The following is a 17837-nucleotide window of genomic DNA, read 5'->3' as shown; positions in this document are numbered from 1 at the left end:
CTGCTCATCCTGTTCACCGCGCGCGGCACGCCCGGGCACGTCTCACGGGCGTGCCCGCCATGCCCGGCCCGCGCGCACGCACAGCTCCACGACGCCTACGGGGGCATCATCGCCATGACAACAACGGACAACGACAAACTCGTCGACTATCTCAAGCGCCTCACCGTCGACCTCCACCAGTCCCGTCAGCGGGTCCGCGAGCTGGAGGCCGGCACCAACGATCCGATCGTGATCGTCGGCATGGGGTGCCGCTTCCCGGGCGGGGTGGACTCCCCCGAGTCGCTGTGGCAGGTCGTCGCGCAGCAGCGCGATGTCATCTCGGGTCTCCCGACCGACCGGGGCTGGGACCTCGACGGTCTCTACCACCCCGACCCGGACCACTCCGGCACGTCCTACGTGCGCGACGGTGGATTCCTGCAGGGCGCGGCCGAGTTCGACCCCGCCTTCTTCGGGATCGCGCCCCGTGAGGCACTGGCGATGGACCCGCAGCAGCGGCTGCTCCTCGAGGTGTCGTGGGAGGCTCTGGAGCGGGCCGGAATCACGCCCGGCACGCTGCACGGCACGTCAACGGGCGTATTCCTGGGTGCGATCGCCCAGGAGTACGGTCCGCGGCTGGGTGAGGCGGCGGCGGGTGCCGCCGGGTTCGGACTGACCGGAACGACATCGAGTGTGGCCTCGGGCCGCGTGGCCTACACCCTGGGACTCCAGGGCCCCGCACTGACCGTCGACACGGCATGCTCCTCATCCCTCGTCGCACTGCATCTCGCGGTGCAGGCCCTGCGGTCCGGCGAATGCTCACTCGCCCTCGCCGGCGGCGTGACGGTCATGTCGACACCCGGCATCTTCGTGGAGTTCTCACGCCAACGGGGGCTCGCGGCCGACGGCCGCTGCAAGTCGTTCTCCGCCGACGCGGACGGTACGGCGTGGGCCGAGGGTGTCGGCGTACTCGTCGTGGAGCGGCTGTCGGATGCCCGACGGCTGGGCCACGAGGTCCTGGCCGTGGTCGCCGGTACGGCTGTCAACCAGGACGGTGCGTCCAACGGACTCACCGCCCCCAGCGGACCCGCCCAGGAGCGAGTGATCCGCGCCGCCGTGCAGGATGCCGGAGTGTCCTTCTCCGGGGTCGACGCCGTCGAGGCCCACGGCACCGGCACCGTCCTCGGAGACCCCATCGAGGCACAGGCCCTGCTCGCCACGTACGGCAGCGAGCGCGACGGCGGCCAGCCACTCATGCTCGGATCGCTCAAGTCGAACCTGGGGCACTCCCAGGCGGCCGCCGGTGTCGGCGGCGTCATCAAGATGGTCATGGCACTGCAGCACGGCGAACTTCCCGCCACGCTGAACGTGAGCAAGCCCAGCGAGCTCGTGGACTGGGCCTCAGGCGGTGTGCAGGTGCTGACCGAGCCTCGTCCGTGGCCCGCAACGGAGGACAAGGCCCGACGGGCCGGCGTCTCGTCGTTCGGCATCAGCGGTACCAACGCCCACGTCATCCTCGCCGAAGCCCCGACCGAGCCGGTCACCGACGACGCGGCGCAGGAACCCTCGGCGGCGACTCCGAAGAGTCCGGACGATGCGGTTCGCCTGGACGGCGCAGCCCTGCCCTGGGTGGTGTCGGCGCGTTCGGCCGATGCCCTGGCCCAGTCCGCGGGCCGGTTGGCCGAGTACGTACGGACCCGGCCCGAGCTCAGCCCGGCCGACGTGGCGTTCTCCCTGGCCGCCAACCGTTCGGCCTTCGAGTCGCGGGCCCTGGTCCCTGGAGCCGACGGCCGTGACGGGCTCCTCGCCGGCCTCGACGCACTCGCCTCGGGCGAGGTCGACGGCGAGAACGGTGTGTCCTCTTCCCGAGCCGTGTTCGTGTTCCCGGGGCAGGGGTCGCAGTGGGTGGGGATGGCAGTCGAGCTGCTGGACTCCTCGCCCGTCTTCGCTCAGGTGATCGACGAGTGCGAAGCGGCTCTGGCGCCGTTCGTGGACTGGTCACTGACCGCCGTCCTGCGCGGCCAGGACGACGCACCCGGCCTCGACCGCGTCGACGTCGTCCAGCCCGCCTCCTGGGCCATGATGCTCGCACTCGCCGCACTCTGGCGCGCCAGCGGCGTCAACCCGATGGCCGTCGTCGGCCACTCCCAGGGCGAGATCGCCGCCGCCGTCGTCGCAGGCGGCCTCACCATCGAGGACGGCGCCCGCGTCGTCGCCCTACGATCCAAAGCCCTGCGCGTCCTGTCCGGCGGCGGCGGAATGGCCTGGCTGAGCATCCCCGAAACCCACGCCGAAGAACTCATCACCGCATGGCCCGGCCGCATCTCGATCGCAGCCGTCAACGGCCCCTCCTCGACCGTCGTCGCCGGCCAGCCCGAAGCCCTCGACGAGCTCCTCGCCCAGTGCGAAGCCACGAACGTCTGGGCCCGCCGAATCCCGGTCGACTACGCGTCCCACTCCGCCCACGTCGACGAGATCCAGGAAACCCTCGCCCGGGAACTGAAGGACGTCACCCCGCGCACCGGACGCATCGCCTTCCACTCCACCGTGACCGGCAGCATCCTCGACACCAGCGAACTCGACGGCTCCTACTGGTTCCGCAACCTGCGCAGCAAGGTCCGCCTCGCCGACGTCATCACACAACTCACCGCACCCGACGTCGTCTTCATCGAAGTCAGCGCACACCCCGTACTCACCTCCGGCATCGCCGAAACACTCGAAGACACCGGCGCCGTCGTCGGCACCCTCCACCGCCACACCGGCAGCCTCGAACGCTTCATCGAATCCGCCGCCGAAGCCTGGACCCACGGCGCCACCATCGACTGGCCGAGCATCCTCGCCCCCTACCGCGCCCGCACCATCGAACTCCCCTCCTACCCCTTCCAACGCCAGCACTTCTGGCTCGAACCCGAACCCGCAGCGTCCGACGCCCGCGGACTAGGTCTGGCCTCGGCCGGGCACCCTCTGCTGGGCGCCGTGGTCGAGCTCGTCGAGGAGGACCGGCTGGTGTACACGGGGCGGCTCGCCCTCGACACACAGCCGTGGCTCGCCGACCACGCGGTGCTCGGCACCGTGCTCCTGCCCGGCACCGCGTTCCTCGAACTCGCGATGGCCGTCGGCGCCCGGATGGGCTGGCGCCGGCTCGCCGAACTCACCCTCCAGACACCCCTGGTGCTCGCACCCGGCGAAGCCGTACAGCTCCGGGTGACCGTCGAACCGCCGACCGCGAGCGGGCAGCGGGAGCTGGCCGTGCACTCCCGGTCGCAGGACGCCGACCCGAGTACCCCCTGGACGCGGCACGCCGCGGCCCTTCTCGACCTCGACGACGACACCGCTGACTTCGACTTCGCCGAGTGGCCGCCGCCCGGCGCCCACGAGATCGACGTCGAGACGCGGTACGACACCCTCGCCGAGGCGGGCTACGACTACGGCCCCGCCTTCCAGGGCCTGCGCGCCGCCTGGCGCAGCGGTCGCGACGTCTACGCCGAGGTGAACCTGCCCGCCGAGCTGGACGCCGCCTCTTTCGGCGTACACCCGGCAGTGCTGGACGCAGCCCTGCACGCGGTCGGCCTGCTCCGCGAGGACGGCGGTACCGTTCTGCCCTTCTCGTGGTCCGGCGTGACCCGTTACACCGAGGGCGCGGACGCCCTGCGGGTGCGGCTCAGCGCGCGGGGCGAGGACGGGGTGACCCTGCGCGTCGCGGACAGCGCGGGCAAGCCCGTGCTGGCCGCGGAGGCCGTCACGATGCGGCCCTTCACCGCCGACCTCGCCGCCGACCGCGGATCCGACTCGCTGTTCCGGGTGGAGTGGCAGCCGGTCCCGGCCGCCACGGCCGACGTCGACGTCTGCCTCGTCGCGGACCTGGCCGACGTCCCGGACCCCGTGCCGCAGATCGTCGCCGTACGATGTCCGGGCTCATCGCAGAACTCGGAGATCACGGGAGCCGGCCTCGCCGAGGACGCACATCGGGCGGCGGGTTGGGCGCTCGGTCTGGTCCAGGAATGGCTGGCCGACGCCCGCTTCACCGGCTCCCGACTGCTGGTGCTGACCGATGGCGCCGTCGGCCCCGACGTCAGGAACCCCGCCCAGGCCACCGTGTGGGGTCTGATCCGGACCGCACAGTCCGAACACCCGGACCGTTTCGCCCTGTTGGATTCGGACGAGGCGCTCCAGACCGCCACCGCCCCCGGGGCCGTACTCACCGAGCCCCAGCTCGCCCTGCGGGCGGGCACGATCCTCGCCCCTCGGCTGGTACGGCACACCGCCGTCGCCGATCCCGCCGGCGCCGCCCCGCTCGACCCGGACCGCTCCGTGCTCATCACCGGCGGAACCGGCGTGCTCGGCGCGTCGGTCGCGCGCCACCTGGTCACCGAGCACGGTGCTCGCCGCCTGCTGCTTGTCAGCCGACGAGGCCCCGACGCACCCGGTGCCGAGGAACTCGCCGCCGAACTCACCGAGTTGGGTGCCGAGGTCACCCTCGCGGCCTGTGACACCGCCGACCGCGAGGCGCTCGCGCAGCTCCTGACCGGCGTGCGGCTCACCGCCGTCGTCCACACCGCGGGTCTGCTGGACGACGGCGTGGTCGAGTCGCTGACCGCGGACCGGCTCACCGCCGTACTGCGACCCAAGGTGGACGCCGCCGCACACCTCGACGAACTGACCGCGGACCAGGATCTCGCGGCCTTCGTCCTGTTCTCCTCGGTGGCGGGTGTGCTCGGCAACCCCGGCCAGGCCAACTACGCCGCCGGCAATGTCTTCCTCGACGCACTCGCGACCCGCCGCCGGGCCGCCGGTCGCCCCGCGACCTCTCTCGCCTGGGGCCTGTGGGCCGAACGCACCGGTCTCACCGGCCACTTGGACGACGAGACCCTCTCGACCCGCGGAATCGCCCCGCTCTCCACCGAGCAGGGCCTCGAACTCCTCGACCGTGCGCTCGCCGACGACCACGCGGTACTCGTACCGGCCCGTCTCGACCCGGCCGCGCTGCGCTCCGACGCGCTCAACGGGACCCTGTCCCCGGTGCTGCGCTCGCTGGTGCGGGTCCCGCAGCGGCGCGCCGGCGAGTCCAGCCTGCGCCGCAAGCTCGGCCGGATGTCCGAGGAGGAGGGCCGCCGCCTGCTGCTCGACCTCGTCCACACGCAGCTCGCGGCGGTCATCGGCCGCGACTCGGCGGACGGGATCGACCCGGACCAGCCGTTCAAGAGCTTCGGCGTCGACTCGCTGCTCGCGGTGCAGCTGCGCAACCGCCTCAACTCCGCGACCGGCCTGCGCCTTCCGGCCACCCTCGTCTTCGACCACCCCACGCCCACCGCAGTCGTCGACTTCACGCTGGCGCTCGCGCGGGAGCGTGCCGAGAGTGCCGCCCCGCAGCCCGTCGCCGCCGTCGCACCGCGTACGGACGACGACCCGATCGTGATCGTCGGCATGGGGTGCCGTTTCCCGGGTGGGGTGGACTCCCCCGAGGGGCTGTGGCAGGTCGTCGCGCAGCAGCGCGATGTCATCTCCGACTTCCCGACCGACCGGGGCTGGGATCTCGACGGCCTCTACCACCCCGACCCGGACCACTCCGGCACGTCGTACGTGCGACACGGTGGGTTCCTCCACGAGGCCGCCGAGTTCGACCCCGCGTTCTTCGGGATCTCGCCGCGTGAGGCACTGGCGATGGACCCGCAGCAGCGGCTGCTGCTCGAGGTGTCGTGGGAGGCCCTTGAGCGGGCCGGAATCGCGCCCGGCACGCTGCACGGCAGCGACACCGGCGTGTTCGCCGGAGTGATGTACCACGACTACGGCGGTGGCGGCCGGATGCCGGAGGAGGCCGAGGGCCACTTCCTGACCGGCACCGCCGGTAGCGTCGCCACCGGCCGGGTGGCCTACACGCTGGGGCTGCAGGGTCAGGCACTGACGGTCGACACGGCGTGCTCGTCGTCCCTCGTCGCACTGCATCTCGCGGTACGGGCCCTGCGGTCCGGCGAGTGCTCGCTCGCCCTCGCGGGCGGCGCCGCCGTGATGTCCACTCCCAACACCTTCATCGAGTTCTCGCGCCAGCGGGGGCTCGCGGCCGACGGCCGGTGCAAGTCGTTCTCCGCCGACGCGGACGGCACCGCTTGGGCCGAGGGTGTCGGCGTACTCGTCGTAGAGCGGCTGTCCGACGCCCGAAGGCTGGGCCACGAGGTCCTGGCCGTGGTCGCCGGCACCGCCGTCAACCAGGACGGTGCGTCCAATGGACTCACCGCACCCAGCGGACCCGCCCAGGAGCGAGTGATCCGGGCCGCCGTGGCCGACGCCGGGGTGTCCTTCTCCGGAGTCGACGCGGTCGAGGCGCACGGCACCGGCACGGTCCTCGGAGACCCGATCGAGGCACAGGCCCTCCTCTCCACATACGGCAGCGAGCGCGACGGCGGCCAGCCGCTCATGCTCGGGTCGCTCAAGTCCAACCTCGGACACGCGCAGGCGGCCGCCGGTGTCGGCGGCATCATCAAGATGGTCATGGCGCTCCGGCATGCCGAGCTGCCCGCCACCCTGAATGTCGGCAAGCCCAGCGAACTGGTCGACTGGGCCACCGGCGGCGTCGAGATCCTCACCGAACCGCGCCCGTGGCCCGCGTCCGGCGACCGGACCCGACGGGCCGGCGTCTCGTCGTTCGGCATCAGCGGCACCAACGCCCACGTCATCCTCGCCGAAGCCCCGACCGAGCCGGTCACCGAGGACGCGGCGCAGGAACCCCAGGAGCCGCGTACGGCTCCGGACCATGCCGTCCGGCTCGACGGCGCAGCCTTGCCGTGGCTCGTGTCGGCCCGCTCGGCCGACGCACTGGCTGAGACCGCGGGCCGGTTGGCCGAGTACGTACGGACCCGGCCCGAGCTCAGCCCGGCCGACGTGGCGTTCTCCCTGGCCGCCAACCGTTCGGCCTTCGAGTCGCGGGCCCTGGTCCCCGGGACCGACGGCCGTGACGGGCTCCTCGCCGGCCTCGACGCACTCGCCTCCCGCGAGGTCGACGCCGTCACCGCGGCCGTCTCCGGCGCGAAGCCGGGCCGCGCGTCCGGAGCTTCTGTCGTGTTCGTGTTCCCGGGGCAGGGGTCGCAGTGGGTGGGGATGGCAGTCGAGCTGCTGGACTCCTCGCCCGTCTTCGCTCAGGTGATCGACGAGTGTGAAGCGGCTCTGGCGCCGTTCGTGGACTGGTCACTGACCGCCGTCCTGCGCGGCCAGGACGACGCACCCGGTCTCGACCGCGTCGACGTCGTCCAGCCCGCCTCCTGGGCCATGATGCTCGCACTCGCCGCACTCTGGCGCGCCAGCGGCGTCAACCCGATGGCCGTCGTCGGCCACTCCCAGGGCGAGATCGCCGCCGCCGTCGTCGCAGGCGGCCTCACGCTGGAGGACGGCGCCCGCGTCGTCGCCCTACGATCCAAAGCCCTGCGCGTCCTGTCCGGCGGCGGCGGAATGGCCTGGCTGAGCATCCCCGAAACCCACGCCGAAGAACTCATCACCGCATGGCCCGACCGCATCTCGATCGCAGCCGTCAACGGCCCCTCCTCGACCGTCGTCGCCGGCGAACCGGCAGCACTGGACGAGCTCCTCGCCCAGTGCGAAGCCACGAACGTCTGGGCCCGCCGAATCCCGGTCGACTACGCGTCCCACTCCGCCCACGTCGACGAGATCCAGGAAACCCTCGCCCGGGAACTGAAGGACGTCACCCCGCGCACCGGACGCATCGCCTTCCACTCCACCGTGACCGGCAGCGTCCTCGACACCAGCGAACTCGACGGCGCCTACTGGTTCCGCAACCTGCGCAGCAAGGTCCGCCTCGCCGACGTCATCACACAACTCACCGCACCCGACGTCGTCTTCATCGAAGTCAGCGCACACCCCGTACTCACCTCCGGCATCGCCGAAACACTCGAAGACACCGGCGCCGTCGTCGGCACCCTCCACCGCCACACCGGCAGCCTCGAACGCTTCATCGAATCCGCCGCCGAAGCCTGGACCCACGGCGCCACCATCGACTGGCCGAGCATCCTCGCCCCCTACCGCGCCCGCACCATCGAACTCCCCTCCTACCCCTTCCAACGCCAGCACTTCTGGCTCGAACCCGAACCCGCAGCCGCCCCGCGTCGCAGCGAGTCGCGTCCAGCGGAGCACCCTGCCGAGCCGGTGGGCCTGTTGGGCGTTCGGCTGCCGTCGTCGCCGCTCGCGGAGGTGCAGTTCGCCCCGACGCTCGACCCGTTGGCGCACCCCTGCCTCGACGACTTCGTCGTCGGCGGGCGGCCGGTGGTCAGCGCCGGGGTGTTCGTGGAGTCGCTGATCGAGGCGGTCGTCGAACTCTCCGGGCCGGGACCGGTGTCCGTCGAGGACCTGGAACTGCCCGTCGACCTGGTACTTGAACCGGCCGGTGCCGACCAGACGACGGCTCCAGCCACCGGGCGGCGTGTCGCCCAACTCATCGTGGACGAAGGCGCGTTCCGCTACTACGCCCAGGACTCGGCCGGCGGTTGGCAGCTGCACGCGCAGGGCCGGGCCCAGTCGGGCGCGGCGGCCGCCCCCACGGTGACGCTCGCACCGGTCGGTTCGGGACGCGAGCTGACCGGCGACGAGCTGTACCGGCTGCTGTGGCAGCGCGCCATGTATCTGGGCTCCGCCGCCCGCTGGGTGGAGCGGATCAGGCTCGGCCGGGGCGAGGCCACGGCCGAGCTCCGGCCCGCCGTGCCCGGCGAGACGGAGCCGTACCTGATCCACCCCGGGCTCGTCGACGCGATGTTCCAGACCGCGCTGGCCTGCTTCCCCACGGACGGACCGGCCCTCGTGCCGGTCGGTCTCGACCGCTTCGTCCACTACGACCGCGGTGGGCCCCAGGACGGGCTCCGATGTCACGCCGAACTGTTCGACGGCGGCACCCGGGCGCGTATCCGGCTCGTCTCCGCGCACGGCCGACTGGTCGCCGAGGCCGAAGGCGTCCGCTTCGCCCCCGCACTGACCCGGCCGACGCCGGAACCCGCGGGGGTACGGGTACCCGCGGCCGAGCACGTACGCACGGCCGGACACACTCCTGCGGCTGTACGCACACCCGCCCCGTCGCCCCGACCGCCGGCCACGACCACGACGGCCCCGGCCACGCCCGCCCTCACCCCGATGACCCCGGCCCCGGCCGACGCGCCCGAGGCGATACCCGGCGTCGCACCCGACGCGGCGCGGGCCTTCGTGATCCGGACCGTCGCCCGGGCGCTGGGCACCACGGCGGCCCGGCTCGACGCCCGGCAGTCGTTGCAGGCGCTCGGCCTGGACTCGCTGATCGCGATGAAGATCCGGACGACGCTGAACAAGGAGTTCGACGTCCTGCTGCCGATGACGGCGTTCCTCGACGGCCGCAGCACCGAGGACATCGCCGAGGACGTCATCGCCGCCCTCGGCGGCGCCACCGAGGCGGAGACCCCGCAGGAGGCGGAGACCCCGCAGGCCGACGGTGAAGTCGCCGTCGCGCCCGGGGAAGACGCCGAGCGCTACGAGCCGTTCGGGCTGACCGACCTCCAGCAGGCGTACCTCGTGGGCCGCGGCGACGCCTTCGAACTCGGCAACACCTCCACGTACTTCCAGATCGAGATCGACCTGGAGAGCGTGGACCTGGACCGGCTCGGCGCGTCCTTCCGGGCGATGATCGAACGCCACGACATGCTGCGGGCCGTCTTCACGTCCGAGGGCGAGCAGCGCATCCAGCGCGATGTCCCGGCCTACGTGATCCGGGAGACCGACGTCTCCGCCCTGGACCCGGCCGGGCGCGAGGCCGAACTGACCGCCGTCCACGAGGAGATGCGGCACCAGGTCTTCGACACCGCCCGCTGGCCGCTGTTCGACGTGCGGGTGACCCGGATCGACGACCGGGTGATCCGGCTGCACGCCGGCTTCGACGCCCTGATCATCGACGGTTTCAGCACGTCGATCCTGTTCAAGGAGTGGGCCGCGCACTACCGCGGTGAGACGCTGCCCGAACTGCGGCTGCGCTACCGGGACTACCTCGAGGAGGCTCGCGCCCTGGAGGGCGGGCCCGAGTACGACCGGGCGCTCGCCTACTGGCGGGACCGGCTCGACACCCTGCCGCCGGCTCCCCAACTGCCGCTGGCCGTCAGCCCGTCGAGCCTGGAGCGGCCGGTGTTCAACCACCGTGGCGCAACCCTGCCGAAGGAGGACTGGGACCGGTTCAAGCAGCACGCCACGGCAGCCGGGGTCAGCCCCTCCGCGGCTCTGTGCACCGCGTACGCACAGGTGATCGCGGAGTGGAGCGCCACTCCCGACTTCTCGCTGAACCTGCTCTACTTCAACCGGCTGCCGCTGCATCCGCAGGTCGGCGACGTCATAGGCCAGTTCTCCACCACCCTGATGCTGGAGATCCGCGACTCGGCCATCGACACGTTCGCCACGCAGGCCGCCGATGTCCAGCGCCGGCTGTGGAGCGACATGGAGCACAGCCAGGTCAGCGGTGTGCAGGTGCTGAGGGAGCTGAACCGGGCCCGCGGTGCCTCGGTGCGGGCCGCCGCGCCGGTCGTCTTCACCAGCCTGGTGAACATCGCGGACCGGCAGGACGGCGGGCAGGGCGGAGTCGTGCAGTACCTGGCCGGGATCGGTGAGAACGGCCGCCAGGTGAGCAGCTCCGTCCGCACCCCGCAGGTGTGGCTGGACCACCAGGCCGTCGAGGAGGCCGGTGCGCTCCTCCTGAACTGGGACGTGATCGAGGAACTGTTCCCGGCGGGCTGCGTCGACGCCATGTTCGCCGCCTACCAGCGGACGCTGCGCGACCTGTCCCGCGACCCGGCGGCCTGGCAACGGCCCAGGCCCGCCCTCGCACCGGCGGCCGACCTGGACGTGCGGGCCGCGGCCAACGCCACCGACGGGCCGGTACCCGACGGACTGCTGCACGACGCGGTGCTCGCCCGGGCCGCGGCCACGCCGGACGCGCCCGCGGTCATCTCGCAGGCGCTGACCCTGACGTACGCGGACCTCGACCGCAGGTCCCACCAGGTGGGGCACCGGCTGCGTGCCCAGGGGGCCGGCCCCGGCGACCTGGTGGCGATCGTGATGGACAAGGGCTGGGAGCAGGTCGTCGCGGCCCTCGGCATCCTGCGGGCCGGGGCGGCGTACGTCCCGATCGACGCCCGGGTGCCCGCCGAGCGGCTGCAGGTGCTGCTCGAGAGTGCCGGGATCAGCCGCGTCGTCACCCAGCCGTGGGTGGACGAGTCGGCCGACTGGCCGCAGGGTGTGGCCAGGACCGTGGTGCGGGCCGAGGACGAGGGTGAGGAGGGGGAGGCGGAGCCGCTCGGCCCGTCCGGCGCCCAGCCCACCGACCTCGCCTATGTGATCTTCACGTCGGGCTCCACCGGGCTGCCCAAGGGCGTGATGATCGAGCACGGCGCGGCCCTGAACACGGTGGTCGACGTCAACGAGCGCTACGGCGTCACGTCGGCGGACCGGGCCCTCGGACTGTCCGCGATGCACTTCGACCTGTCGGTCTACGACGTCTTCGGACTGCTCTCGGCGGGCGGCGCGCTCGTGCTGCCCGAGCCGGCCGCGCACCGCGAGCCCGCCCGCTGGGCGGAGCTCGTCACCGAGCACGGGGTGACGATCTGGAACAGCGTGCCCGCGCTGATGGAGATGTTCACCGAGCACGCCCTCGCGAACCGGCTCACCGGGCTGCCGCTGCGGCTGGTCATGATGAGCGGGGACTGGATCCCGGTGACCCTGCCGGGGCGGATCCGGCTGCTGCTCGAGGACGCCGAGCTGTGGAGCCTCGGCGGTGCCACCGAGGCGTCGATCTGGTCGATCCTGCACCCCATCGGGGAGATCAACGACGACTGCGTGAGCATTCCCTACGGCAAGGCGATGCGTAACCAGCGCTTCCACGTGCTCGACGACGCGATGCGGCCCTGCCCCGTGTGGGTGCCGGGCGACCTCTACATCGCGGGGGTCGGTCTGGCCCGCGGCTATCTGAACGACGAGGCGAAGACCGACGCCGCCTTCCTGCACCACCCGGTCTCCGGTGAACGTCTCTACCGCACCGGCGACCTCGGGCGCTTCCTGCCGGACGGCACCATCGAGTTCCTCGGCCGGCAGGACTCCCAGGTCAAGATCCAGGGCTACCGCATCGAACTGGGCGAGGTGGAAGCCGCCCTCACCCAGTGCGAGGGAGTACGGGCCGCGGCGGTCGTCGCGGCGGGCGAGCAGCACGGGCCCAAGCGGCTCATCGCCTACGTCGTCCTCGACGACGGGCGCGACGACACCGAGCAGCGGATCACCGAGTCGCTGCGCAAGGTCGTCCCGCAGCATCTGGTGCCGCAGCGGATCCTCGTCCTGGACGAGCTGCCGCTCAGCGACAACGGGAAGGTCAACCGGGCGGCGCTGCCCGCGCCGGACGAGGTCGCGGTCGAAGGCACCGGCTTCGTCGCGCCCCGCGACGAGGTGGAACGCCGACTCGCCGAGATCTGGGCGGAGTTCTTCGGTGTGACCGAGATCGGGGTGACCGCGAGCTTCTTCGATCTCGGCGGGGACTCGCTCCTCGCTGTGCGGCTGATGGCCAGGATCGCCCGCGGTCTGGGCCGCAGCCTGCCGCTGTCCACCCTCTTCGCCCGGCCGACCATCGAACTCCTCGCCGAGGCGGTCCGGCAGGCCGGCAGCGGCGAGGACGGCCGCAGGGCGCTCGTACCGGTACGCACCACCGGCTGGCGGACTCCGCTGGTGTTCGTCCACCCGGTCGGCGGTGACGTGCTCTGCTACGCGGAGCTCGCCGAACTCCTCGGCCACGACCAGCCGTTCTACGCCCTGCAGCTGCCGGACACGGAGCTGATCGGCGTCGAGGACATGGCCACCCACTACGTCGCGGCGGTCCGCGAGGCACTGCCCGAGGGACCGTACCGGCTCGGTGGCTGGTCGATGGGCGGAGTGATCGCCCTGGAGATGGCGGCCCAACTCTCCTCGTCGGGCGCCGAGGTGGACCTGCTGGCAGTGATCGACCTGATGGAGCAGCCGGGCCCGGCCACGGGCGCGCCGGTCTCCGACGAGGTGCTGCTGTCCTGGTTCGCCCGTGACCTGGCGGGCCTGGCCGGAGTGGACTGGAAGCTGCCGCCCGAGGCCTTCGGCGGCCGCCCGCCGGTCGAGGTGCTGCACGCCGAGGCCCGTGCCGCGGGGGCGTTGTCCGAGGACATCGACCTCGACACGCTGAGCTCCATCGTCGGCCGCTTCCAGAGCAACTACCGGGCCCTCCTGCGCCACGCCCCCACCGGTTTCGCCGGGCGGGTGCTGTCGCTGCGGGCCGCGGACGGCGGCGCGACCGTCGAGACCGCGTCCCGCTGGATGGAGTACTTCACCGGCGACGCCGCCCTCGTCGACGTACCCGGCGACCACTACACGGTGATGAGCGGCGAGCGGCTGCGCGTCCTCGCGGACGAGCTGCGCCGGGCTCTCGACGCCAACTGACCCGCCCGGCCGGGCCGTCCCTGCGGCGGCCCGGCCGATCCACCCCGGACCGGTCCTTCGGGTTCCACGGGTCCTGGTCCAAGAAGTGAGGACATTCGGTATGCGAATTGATCAGGCCGACCCGAAGGGTCGGCAGGCGGGCGAGCCGACGAGCGCGCTGCCGGCCACCGTGCCGGTCGCAGTCGTCGGAGCGGGCCAGTCCGGCCTCGCCGTCGGGTACCACCTGCGGCAGGCCGGCGTGGGGTGTGTGCTGCTCGACGCGGGGAGCGAGGTCGGCGAGACCTGGGAGCGGCGCTGGGACTCGCTGACCCTGTTCACGTCCGCGCAGTTCTCCGGGCTGCCGGGCCTGGCCTTCCCCGGCCCCGGGGCGCACTACCCCGGCAAGGACGAGGTGGTGGCGTATCTTCGGGACTACGCCGAGCGGTTCGGCCTTCCGGTGCTTGCCGACCACCGGGTGCTGTCGGTGCGCAGGGACGGTGGGGGCTATCTGCTGACCACCACGCACGGCGAGTGCCGGGCCGAGCAGGTCGTGATCGCGACCGGCGCGTTCGGACTCCCCCGCGTCCCGGATTTCGCCGACGGGCTGAGCCCGGACGTGCCCACCCTGCACACCAGTGAGTACCAGGGCCCGTCGCAGGTGCCGCCGGGCACCGTCGTGGTCGTCGGGGACGGCAACTCCGGTCGGCAGATAGCTGCGGAGCTTTCCAAGACCCACAGTGTGGTGCTGAGTTGCAGCGAGGCCGTCTCGCCGCCCCTGCCGCAGACCGTCCTCGGACGGGACATGTTCTGGTGGATGAGCGTCCTCGGCGTGATGCGCCTGCCGGTGAACATGGAGGCCCCCGACCCGATCGTCGGCGACCGCGTGCCCGAGCTCGTCGCGGCGGGCGGGATCCGGGCGGTGGGGCGGATCACCGCGGCCGAGGGCTCCGAACTGCTCGTCGCGGACGGTGAGCGCATCAAGCCGTCCACGGTGATCTGGGCCACCGGCTACCGCACCGACTGGAGCTGGCTCGACCCGGCCATGCTCGACGAGGCCGGGCAGCCCCGTCACACCGAGGGCACGGGAGCGCTTCCCGGCAGCTACTACCTGGGGCTGTACCGGATGCGTACCCGCGGCTCGGCGCTGATCGGCTTCGTCGGCCGGGATGCCGAGCACGTCGCGGCGGCGATCACCGCCGCCCGCACCACCGCCACCACTCCGCCCACGACAGAAGGCCGGCCGTCATGACCAGTGCCACCGACACCGAACTCGATGTGCTGGGGGCACTGTTGGCGTTCGACTTCATCGGGTTCGCACAGAAGTCCGCCGCCCTCGACCCCACCGACCCGCACTACGGGCAGGCCGTCGGCGCCGCCTTCGGGATCGCGGCGCGTCGCCGCTTCCCGCAGGGCGCGACACCGCAGGAGATCGGCGGTTACGTCGCGGAGTTCCTCGGCTCGCTCGACGCCGGCGCGGGTGACTTCGACCCGGCGTTCCTGGAGGGCCTGATGGCGGACGGCCTGAACGGGGGCACGCCGCCCGGCGGTGAGCACCCGGATCCCGAGGCGACGATCCAGGCCCGTCTGGTGCTGACGCTCCGGCTGGTACGGGAGCTGGGCCTCGACCTCGACCAGCAGCGGGAGTTGCTGACCGAGGCGACGCGCCGGATGACGGCCTGAGGCGTACGGGAAGCGGCGCACCGAATGGCGGCCTGAGGCGAACGGGAAGCAGCGCACCGAATGGCGGCCCGAGCCGTGCGGCAAGCGGCGCGCCGGATGATCCACGTGGTTCGGGTCGTCCGGCGCGCCGCTCCGCCGTTCACTCCTGCGGCGGCCCGCTCTCCGTGGGGCCCTGCGCGGCGGGGGCGCGCGGGACCCAGACGTCCAGCGCCCCTTCCGCGTACAGCGCTCGCACCGCCCGCTTGTCGTACTTGCCGACGCTGGTCTTGGGCACCGCGTCCACGAACGACCAACGTTCCGGGACCCACCAGCGCGCCACCCGCCCGGTCAGGAACTCCCGGAGCTCGTCCCCGTCGGCCTCGGCGCCCGGCACCAACGAGACGCAGGCCAGGGGGCGTTCCTCCCAGCGCGGGTCGGGCACACCGACCACGATCGCCTCAAGGATCGCGGGGTGCTCGATGATCGCGTTCTCCAGCTCGATGGTGGAGATCCACTCGCCGCCGCTCTTGATGCCGTCCTTGAGCCGGTCGCTGACCACCACCCAGCCACCCGGCTCGATCACTCCCAGGTCGCCGGTGCGCAGCCAGCCGTCGTGGAACTTCTCCGGGGAGTCCGGAGTGTTGTAGTACGACCCGGTGACCCACGGTCCGCGCAGCTCCAGTTCGCCCACCGAGGTTCCGTCCCAGGGCTGTTCGGTGCCGTCCTCGGCGATCAGGCGCACCTCGACGTAGGGCATCACCCGGCCGCTCTTGGCGAGCCAGCCGACCTCGTCCTCGTCCGGGGTGCCGTGCGGGGGGACCGCGAAGGTGGCCAGGGGGCTGGTCTCGGTCAGTCCCCAGCCCTGCTTCAGGCTAACCCCGTAGCGGTCCTTGAGCTGCTGGAGCAGGGCCCGGGGCGGTGTCGCACCGCCGCAGCCCGCGAGCCGTACGCTGCTCAGGTCCAGCGGGTGCTGCTCGCCGTGGTGGACCAGGCTGTTCCAGATCGTGCAGATGGCGGCCACCGCGGTGGGCCGCTCCTCGTTGATGATCCGGGCCAGGTCCGGGGTGTGCAGCTGGCGCCCGTTCATGATCAGGTCGGCGCCCGCCAGCCAGGCGGAGTACGGCCAGCCCCAGGCGTTGGCGTGGAACATCGGCACGATCGGCAGGACGCGGTCGCCGTCGTGCATCGCGAACCCGGCGCCGCCCGAGACGCCGAGCGTGTGCAGGGAGATCGAGCGGTGGCTGTAGGCCACGCCCTTGGGGTTGCCGGTGGTGCCGGTGGTGTAACAGAGCGCCGCCGCTTCCCGCTCGTCCAGGTCGGGCCAGACGAAGCCGGGCCGCTCGGCCGCAAGGAGCTCGTCCCAGCGGTGCACGGCGATGTGCCCGGGCAGGTCGACCTCCGGCGCACCGCCGATGACGACCACGTGGCGTACGCTGCCGAGCCGGTCCCGCAGGGGGGTGAGCATGTCCTGGAGGGTCGAGTCGACCAGGAGGACGGCGTCCTCGGCGTGCTCGACGATGTAGCCCAACTGGTCGGGATGGAGGCGCAGGTTGAGGGTGTGCAGTACGGCGCCCATGCTCGGTACGGCGAGATAGGCCACCAGGTGTTCGGGGGTGTTCCAGGCCAGTGTGGCGACCCGCTCGCCGAGCTGCACGCCCAGCCTGGCCAACGCCGCTGCGAGTTGCTCGGCCTGGCCGGCGATGTCGGCGAAGGTCTGTAAGGACCGTGCGGTCCGCCCGTCGGCACATCGCACCACCCGGCTGTCTCCGTAGACGCGTTGCCCGTGTGCGAGGAGGTCGCGGACCAGCAGCTCGCGGTCCTGCATCGTGCTCTTCATGGTGCGGCCCCTTGGAGGTTGCGCCGTCAGCAGGACGAAGCCGGCTCCGAGGGTGGAGCCGGCTCCGAGGGTGGGTGACGGCTCTGAAGGTGGTGATTCTGAGGGTGCTGGCCCTGAGGGTGCTGGCCCTGAGGGTGCTGGCCCTGAGGGTGCTGGCCCTGAGGGTGGGTGACGGCAGCCCGCCGTCACCCACATCCGCCCGACCTGAGGTCAGTGCGTCGGATCAGCCCAGGTACTCGATGTCGCCCACCAGCGTGGCGCTGACGTGATCGTGATCGAGAAGGTTGACCCGGGCGTTCATCTTGCCGCTGCCCCGTACCATCGCGTAGTTGCCCGTGCCGCCGGTGATCTTGAACGTTCCGGTCGGGTAGACCAGGGTGGCCGTCGACACAGGCGCGGTGAGCGCGTAGCTGAAGTTGAGCTTGTCACCGTCGGCCTCGGTGAGCGTCAGCGTCCCCTTGATGTCGTACTTGCCGGGGATGGTCGCGAGACACACCACCTCGGTCTGCGCCCAGGTGGCACTGCCGACCGGCTTGCCGGTGGCGGTCCCCGTCCCGACCACGTTGTATCCGTTGCAGCCGACGGTGTCCGGATGCGGGGTCGCGACCACGCCGAAGTTCGAGGCGATGTCGACCGTGGGCAACCACGTGCCGGCGACCACGGCCGCGCGGTCGGTCTCGGCGGCGAACGTGACGCCGGCCGTACCGCCGGTTATCAGTACCGCCGCGGCTGCCACGCCTGCCGCGTGCGCGAGCCAACGGCGAGTGGGTCTTGTCATCTTCTCCCCCGGAATGATGCAGAAAATGTTCAACAGCGCCCATATGAGGGGCTGTTGGGGACAGCTTCCCCGATCGGAGACCCTTCCGTCGAGGCATTCGGCCTTTTCTGTGCGGGAGGCTCGGATTCCGAAATATGCCCTCCCCACGTATCC

5 protein-coding genes are annotated in these 17837 nt (G+C 72.0%); 3 read left to right on the top strand and 2 right to left on the bottom strand.

Features of this window, described 5'->3' with window-relative positions; translation table 11 throughout:
• The first annotated feature begins 114 nt into the window (after positions 1-114).
• The 3 genes from OG462_RS34295 to OG462_RS34285 all read left to right on the top strand — a co-directional run bounded on the left by OG462_RS34295 (position 115) and on the right by OG462_RS34285 (position 15090).
• Complete coding sequence (locus OG462_RS34295) at positions 115-13431, top strand: amino acid adenylation domain-containing protein (RefSeq protein ID WP_406063731.1); 13317 nt, start codon at positions 115-117, stop codon at positions 13429-13431.
• A gap of 100 nt (positions 13432-13531) precedes the next feature.
• Positions 13532-14659, top strand: coding sequence for a flavin-containing monooxygenase (locus tag OG462_RS34290; RefSeq protein WP_406063729.1), 1128 nt, complete (start codon positions 13532-13534; stop codon positions 14657-14659).
• Positions 14656-15090: a hypothetical protein gene (locus tag OG462_RS34285; protein ID WP_406063727.1), complete on the top strand. Its 435-nt coding sequence runs from the start codon at positions 14656-14658 to the stop codon at positions 15088-15090. Before OG462_RS34290 ends, OG462_RS34285 begins: the two co-directional genes overlap by 4 nt.
• A 139-nt stretch (positions 15091-15229) precedes the next feature.
• Here OG462_RS34285 and OG462_RS34280 read toward each other — a convergent pair whose 3' ends face one another.
• Positions 15230-16906 (bottom strand): long-chain-fatty-acid--CoA ligase, encoded by a 1677-nt coding sequence (locus OG462_RS34280; protein WP_406063725.1) that lies wholly within the window; start codon positions 16904-16906, stop codon positions 15230-15232.
• A 223-nt stretch (positions 16907-17129) separates the two neighbouring features.
• Positions 17130-17684 carry a hypothetical protein gene (locus OG462_RS34275; RefSeq protein ID WP_406063723.1) on the bottom strand — a complete coding sequence of 185 codons (555 nt, stop codon included), beginning with the start codon at positions 17682-17684 and terminating at the stop codon, positions 17130-17132.
• Positions 17685-17837: the final 153 nt, after the last annotated feature.

It is taken from the genome of Streptomyces sp. NBC_01077, assembly GCF_045162855.1.
Taxonomy (GTDB): Bacteria; Actinomycetota; Actinomycetes; order Streptomycetales; family Streptomycetaceae; genus Streptomyces.
This window is presented reverse-complemented; position numbering and strand designations above follow the sequence as displayed.

Excerpts from the sequence above, each read along its gene's own strand:
- OG462_RS34295 (WP_406063731.1), top strand. The coding sequence starts at position 115 with ATGACAACAACGGACAACGACAAACTCGTCGACTATCTCAAGCGCCTC.
- OG462_RS34290 (WP_406063729.1), top strand. The coding sequence starts at position 13,532 with ATGCGAATTGATCAGGCCGACCCGAAGGGTCGGCAGGCGGGCGAGCCG.
- OG462_RS34285 (WP_406063727.1), top strand. The coding sequence starts at position 14,656 with ATGACCAGTGCCACCGACACCGAACTCGATGTGCTGGGGGCACTGTTG.
- OG462_RS34280 (WP_406063725.1), bottom strand. The coding sequence starts at position 16,906 with ATGAAGAGCACGATGCAGGACCGCGAGCTGCTGGTCCGCGACCTCCTC.
- OG462_RS34275 (WP_406063723.1), bottom strand. The coding sequence starts at position 17,684 with ATGACAAGACCCACTCGCCGTTGGCTCGCGCACGCGGCAGGCGTGGCA.